Below are 1,161 nucleotides of genomic sequence, written 5' to 3'. Positions count from 1 at the left end.
GAGCGCGCCGAGGTCACCGAGCGCGCCCTGGCCCAGCTCGTCGCCACCGCCCACGCCCGCGGCCCCGAGGTGGTCGTCACGGCCTGCCGGGCCGCCGCGTTCGACCCGAGCCCGATCTCCGGGCATCTCCCCCGGCTCCTGGCCCGGCTCGGTGACGGCACCCTCACCCCAGGCACCGAACCGGCCCCCGCCCGCTCCCCGGAGGGGCCGCTGGTCTTCCTCGCCGCCCAGCGCGCCCGCGATGTGCTGCACCGACTCGGCGAGATCCCGTCGCTGCTGTCCACCCCCAGCAATGTCCGGCACGAGGTCACCGCCGACGACTTCCGCGCCCGCCTCACCCAGTACCTCGACGCGGACACCCCGCTGGAGCCGACCGACGTCGCCATCGCCCTGACCCGCATCCGGCCCGGGGCGGATCTCACCGGCTGCGACGCCCCCATCCGCGGCTGCGAGATGCGGTTGGCTGAGGTCATCGATCTGTGGGCCAGCACCACACCCGAACCCGCCGAGCCAGTCCTCAGACCCACCGGAAAGCGACAGGAGGAGGAACTCCACGTCGTCGGCGACGCCCCCAGCTGGCACGAGGCGCTCGGCCTGGACACGGTCTGGCAGCACCCCTACCCGTGCGACACCGGCTACTGCAACCACCATGTCGCGGATCTGGCGGAGGTGTGGCCAGGCCCGGCCGACAAATACCTCCACGCACCGGCACACGATGTCGTGATGCGGCTCATGCCCCAACATCTCGGCCGACCCGCCTGGCGAGCGATGCTCTGGCTGCGCTGGGCCAAGGTCGCGGACTCCCTGACCAACATCATCTCCTGCATCGAGGTCGCACCCCGCGTCACGGAACCCGTCGCGACGGCAACCCTCGCCGTCGCCGCCACCGTCGCCACGAAGGACCGTGACCGCATCGCCGCCCCGCTCCTGACCGCCTGGGACGAAGGCCGCCTGACCGCCGACGACCTCCTCGTCGGCTGGCGCTCCCCGGCCTGGGAGCTGGTCAACCGCGCCCAGGGTCGCAACCCCGTGGACCGCAGCCCCGCCAAGATCGCCGCCCTACTCGCTGCCCTCGCCGAGGCAGGCGGCCTGGCCCTCGTCTGGCCGCTGCTGGTGGTGATCGCGGAGGAACTCGCCGCAGCCAACAAGGTCCCTGCCACC

The 1,161-nt window shown here is 73.0% G+C and carries 1 protein-coding gene; it reads left to right on the top strand.

What is annotated here, in order from left to right:
• Positions 1–1,161, top strand: a 1,161-nt coding sequence (locus EII35_RS16120; RefSeq protein ID WP_185744403.1) for a hypothetical protein, incomplete at both ends; no start/stop codon positions are given.

Origin of the sequence: Arachnia propionica (assembly GCF_003932785.1) — a bacterium.
Classification (GTDB): Bacteria; Actinomycetota; Actinomycetes; order Propionibacteriales; family Propionibacteriaceae; genus Arachnia; species Arachnia propionica_B.
Note: the sequence above shows the minus strand (reverse complement) of the source record. Positions and strands in the feature narration are given on the sequence as shown.